The 4346-nt window shown below is 38.0% G+C and carries 4 protein-coding genes and 1 pseudogene; 1 reads left to right on the top strand and 4 read right to left on the bottom strand.

The window, feature by feature from the left end; all coding sequences use genetic code 11:
• Window positions 1-316 precede the first annotated feature (316 nt).
• Window positions 317-841, top strand: coding sequence for a hypothetical protein (locus Z054_RS0127095; RefSeq protein ID WP_024773105.1), 525 nt, complete (start codon window positions 317-319; stop codon window positions 839-841).
• Between the two features lie 831 nt (window positions 842-1672).
• Here Z054_RS0127095 and Z054_RS32000 read toward each other — a convergent pair.
• From Z054_RS32000 to Z054_RS31995, 4 genes and pseudogenes are all read right to left on the bottom strand, one after another.
• Complete coding sequence (locus tag Z054_RS32000) at window positions 1673-1825, bottom strand: hypothetical protein (protein WP_161635360.1); 153 nt, start codon at window positions 1823-1825, stop codon at window positions 1673-1675.
• A 6-nt stretch (window positions 1826-1831) separates the two neighbouring features.
• Entirely contained in the window at window positions 1832-2731 is a 900-nt protein-coding gene (locus tag Z054_RS0127080; protein WP_024773104.1) for a tyrosine-type recombinase/integrase, read from the bottom strand.
• A complete protein-coding gene (locus tag Z054_RS0127075; RefSeq protein WP_024773103.1) occupies window positions 2728-3657 on the bottom strand; it encodes a tyrosine-type recombinase/integrase in 930 nt (309 codons plus the stop codon). Before Z054_RS0127075 ends, Z054_RS0127080 begins: the two co-directional genes overlap by 4 nt.
• An 88-nt stretch (window positions 3658-3745) precedes the next feature.
• Window positions 3746-4346: pseudogene (locus Z054_RS31995) on the bottom strand (hypothetical protein); the annotation flags it as partial.

Genomic DNA, 4346 nt, shown 5'->3' with positions numbered 1-4346 from the left:
TCATATATTAAACTACTGCATTTTTTTTACAAGGACACCTTTTTTTTTGGGTACTATTCTGCTGGTCAAAAATTTTTAAGAACGAACGGTATCTATTACCGTGTGATAAATGTACTAAAATATATCTATCGGAACTATCCCCACGCGCAGCCACCGCTACCACCAAAGCTATATGTACATAATTGGTAGTTATAGTCGCTCTTCCTTACAGTCAGGGTCTATAACGCAATTATATAAAATAGCCACACCCCCTGAACACACATAATTGCCTATAAACTTGTATCTTAGCTATCGTTAAAACCTAAAAAAAAACAATATGGCAACCAACAATTTGATTTCAACTGCATTCTCTGCAGAGGAAGTAGACATGATTAAAAAATCAATCTCCACCATTGAAAAAATCATTAGTAGTAAAGTGATCAACCTAACCACCGAAGAACGCCAGTTATATGGTAAACTTGGTGACAGGACAGAGAACTGGGTTAAAAAAGTCGGTGAGTATATGGAACAAAAACCCGAGCTTGTACCTTTCTACTTAGATAAAAAAGAGTTTGATAAAGATGTAAAAGCCAGAGAGGATATTATACCTATCCTAAGACGTATTACTTCTGTATACGAGAGCTTGGACGATACTTCTAAACTACTAAGTACCGATATCTATAATGCTGCAATAGCATACTATCGTAACATTAAGTTGATCAGTCAACAAAATGTAGCAGGTACTACTAATATCTATAAGGATTTATCAAGCCAGTTCCCAGGGCGTAGCTCTGCAATTCCGGAAGAAAATAAAGAGACAGACGCCAATAACGACCAACAGGTCGCAAGTAACAGCCTTTAGGTCGTTCAGAACGGGTTTTAGGGTGTTCCGACACCCCCTATGGGGCGTTCTTAACGGTCTGTTGGTCGTCTCGAACACCCTGTAACCAGTAGGATAACGTCTAATTGGACGTTATTTACTGCCTGTAGGCCGTTTGTAACGGGTAATTGACCGTTACGTGGTCATTCAATCGCCATTAAGGCTAGTATTTTAATACAAAGTGGAAGCCTGACTACTACAGCCACCGCATTCCACTTTCTATTAAAATAGTTTTCCGTTTCGAGTAAGAACGATCGATCTTGAAGCTGAAGTGCGCAAAGGCTGCAAGCGTAGTGCTTCAGCTTCAAGATTGATCATAGCCCAGTGGCAACTGAACGAAGCTGCGTTGCACGCAAAAACAAAGGCGAAGCCATAGCGTAGTGGAGCAACCGACGCACAAAAAGAGCTTGGTAAAGCGATTGTGCGCCAGACGATTTTTATGTATTCCGTTTTCTTACAATATTAACTTCTACATAAAAATTGGCTAGGTTGCGACTAAGCGGCGTAGCCCATGAAGCAGCGGTTTTGCTTAATTAAACTCACGCCGTAGGCATCATTATTGTTTTTAAGCAAAAAGAGAGCTGCGGGTGATAGAGGAACAGAGCAAGGCTATTTGTTTGTAGTGGAGACTACCGACCAAAGGCGAGGGAGTCGCAACGGTATGGAACAAGTGCTTTTTTCTGCACTTGTGGAATAACAAAAAATAGCTTGTGGCGTGACGAAGGAACACCTTATAACAGCTTATAACAAAAGCCCTTTTCGGGCTGATGTTATAATAACTAATTGGAGTGTAACGACTCACTTGGCATTATTCTATCCATAAGATAAAAGTAAGATTTGTGATAACCAGTAGATACTATCTTCATGGTTTTTCTCTGATACGCTTAATTGATGTATCGCTGCTGCTAAGGAACTTTGTAAATAATTTAATTCTTCTTTGTCGGTAATGATGAGTTCTATTTTCATAATATACTAATGTATTGGGTGGAACTTTGCTATGGTATTTTGTAATTCTTCAAGGTCTTGTTGTTGGTATTGCTCTGTAGTACTGATGCGTTTATGCCCTGCCATATATTGTACTTCTCTAAGATTATATCTGGATAACCATAATACAATCACACTAGATCGTATACTGTGTGCATTACCTACTTTTTGATTTGTTTTTCGTAGCTTTTTAATAAGTGTTTCTATTACACCTACCAGTTTTCCTGTCTTTGCAAAAATGAGGGCTTCTGTATCTATTTTTATTCTGCGTAACAGTTCGGGGCGTACTTCATTTACATACTCCATAAGTGGGATGATTTGCCACGGTTTTAATTCTAGTTCCCTTGCGTTACCCAAGTTGCCCTGTGGTATGTATACTTTTCCTTTTTGCAGGTGTAGGTGTTCGAGTTCTATACGTTGCAAGTCTGCTGTAGATAACCCCTGATATACCAGTAAGCCTGTGATTACTTTATTACGTTTGTGGGTAAGTACATGTAATGGGTTTTTGCTTTGTGTGATTTGATAACTATAATAGAGGTCTTCCAGTTCATCTGCTGATAATAGGTTACTGAGCATACGTACTTTGGGTTCTCCTTTGATCACTATATCATTAAAAGGGTTTTGGGTATGTACACCTATATCGATCAGGTAATTAAAGTATGGGCGTATTCCGATAAGTAACGCATTAATGGTTCTGGTTTTACGTTGCTTTCTTTTTAGGTATTTAACGTAGCGTAAGGCTGCTTTATAATCAAAAGTAGGGATATGGTATTGTAGCTTGTTTGCCCAACGCAAGAAACGTTCTACACAATGTTCATAGGTCTTTACTGTAGATTTGGTATAGCCTTCTTTCTCTAAATATGCTGCATAACTCATTGGTGTATTCATGTGGTAATGTATTTTAAAAGGTGTGTATAGGTTTGTGTGGTCTCTAAACTGCTATGTCCTAAAAATTGCCTGATCTGATCAATATCTGCTCCCTGTTGTAATAAGTGGGTGGCAATACTATGGCGTAAGGTGTGGGGTGTGATCCTTTTTTGTATCAAGTCCTCATTAGCTGTGGCTTTGATCATTATTCGTAGGCGGTTTCTAAAGGTTTGATTTTGTAGTCTTGTTCCTGATTTTCCTGTAAATAGGGCTTCATGGGTATTTGCCTGATAAAAATCTGGTCGCCCTTCATAAATATAATCCTCTAGTATACTCAGGTTATAGGGGTTAAGCGGTACATAGCGTTCTTTGTAATTCTTTCCTTTACGTACATAGACCAGTTCTTTATCAAACAGGATATCTTTAATATCTAAGTGTGCAGCTTCATTGATCCGTAACCCACAGCTATAGAGCACGACAAGCATTGCTTTATCCCTGTAGCGTATACGGGCTAATGGATTACTGTGGTCTGTGATTTCAAAGAGTTGTTTGACTTCTGATAGAGTTAATATGTCTTTGGCCACATCGTAATGGTGGATACGTTCTGCTTTTAAGTGTATGGGTTGAGCGGTAGCATTATGTTTTTTAAGGTATTCATTAAACTTACGTAGTGCTTGCTGGTGTTGATTAAGGCTGGATTTACTTAATGCCCCGTAACTTTGTTTTTTAGGCCTTTGGCTAAGTTGCTTATAATATTTTTTAACAATAGTAACGCTTACATGGTCCAGCTTTTTGATGTGGTTTTCTTCTAGGTAACAGAAGTACTCTTTAATGTATCTCGGATAGCTTGTTACAGCACTTGTACTGTAGCCTAAAATAGCTAACCACTCGGTAAATTTGGACAATAGCAGCCTATAGCCAGCATTGTGCAGCTTTTTTTCTTGCATGGGTATGTGTTTTTTAAAGTTTGGTGAACTACTGGCGTAATTCGTTGATTATTAACTATGGTAATGGTTCATTTTAGGGATTGAACCATTATGAACTATATTGAACCTCTCGACTACGCTCGAGACAGGCTTCTAAGGTTTTGACAGTATTATTGAGTAGGTTTTCTATCTGCTGGTTTGTATTACTGTAATCTTCATAGTTTGCCACTTCGTACAGGTAGCCATTTCGTTTATTACCTTTTGCTTTTTGTACCAGCCCTGCTTCTTGTAACTGTATCATATATCGTTTTTGATTACTGGGGTTGATACGTAATACGTGGCGTATTTCTTTATTGGTAAATGTAGTTTGGGTATTCGCTTTTAAGTAGTTTTTAAGCATTTCAAAAAAGTTTCTGCAAGCACCATTTAATATATCACTCTTGCGTAGTAACACTTCCTTAATCAGTTGGTTGGCTTCTTCTATATCTTCGATCGTAGTTTTAATGTATTCTTCTCCTGTTTGCTCATCATACTTTTTTGATCGCTGTAACTGCTTATAAAATGTGATGGCTTCTATAAATTGTAAATAATGACTATTGGTTCTACGAGGTTTAAAAACTGATAGCGGTAATTCTAAGTATTCTGCATAAGGGTTAATCACTTTTATAGGTTTTAGCACTCGTTGTACATCACGTAAAAATCTGGCTGCT

Source organism: Aquimarina macrocephali JAMB N27, from assembly GCF_000520995.1.
In the GTDB taxonomy this organism is placed as follows: domain Bacteria; phylum Bacteroidota; class Bacteroidia; order Flavobacteriales; family Flavobacteriaceae; genus Aquimarina; species Aquimarina macrocephali.
This window is presented reverse-complemented; position numbering and strand designations above follow the sequence as displayed.

What these genes read in the sequence shown, in the direction of transcription:
- Z054_RS0127095 (WP_024773105.1), top strand. Translation starts at nt 317, where the DNA reads ATGGCAACCAACAATTTGATTTCAACTGCATTCTCTGCAGAGGAAGTA.
- Z054_RS32000 (WP_161635360.1), bottom strand. Translation starts at nt 1,825, where the DNA reads ATGAAAATAGAACTCATCATTACCGACAAAGAAGAATTAAATTATTTA.
- Z054_RS0127080 (WP_024773104.1), bottom strand. Translation starts at nt 2,731, where the DNA reads ATGAATACACCAATGAGTTATGCAGCATATTTAGAGAAAGAAGGCTAT.
- Z054_RS0127075 (WP_024773103.1), bottom strand. Translation starts at nt 3,657, where the DNA reads ATGCAAGAAAAAAAGCTGCACAATGCTGGCTATAGGCTGCTATTGTCC.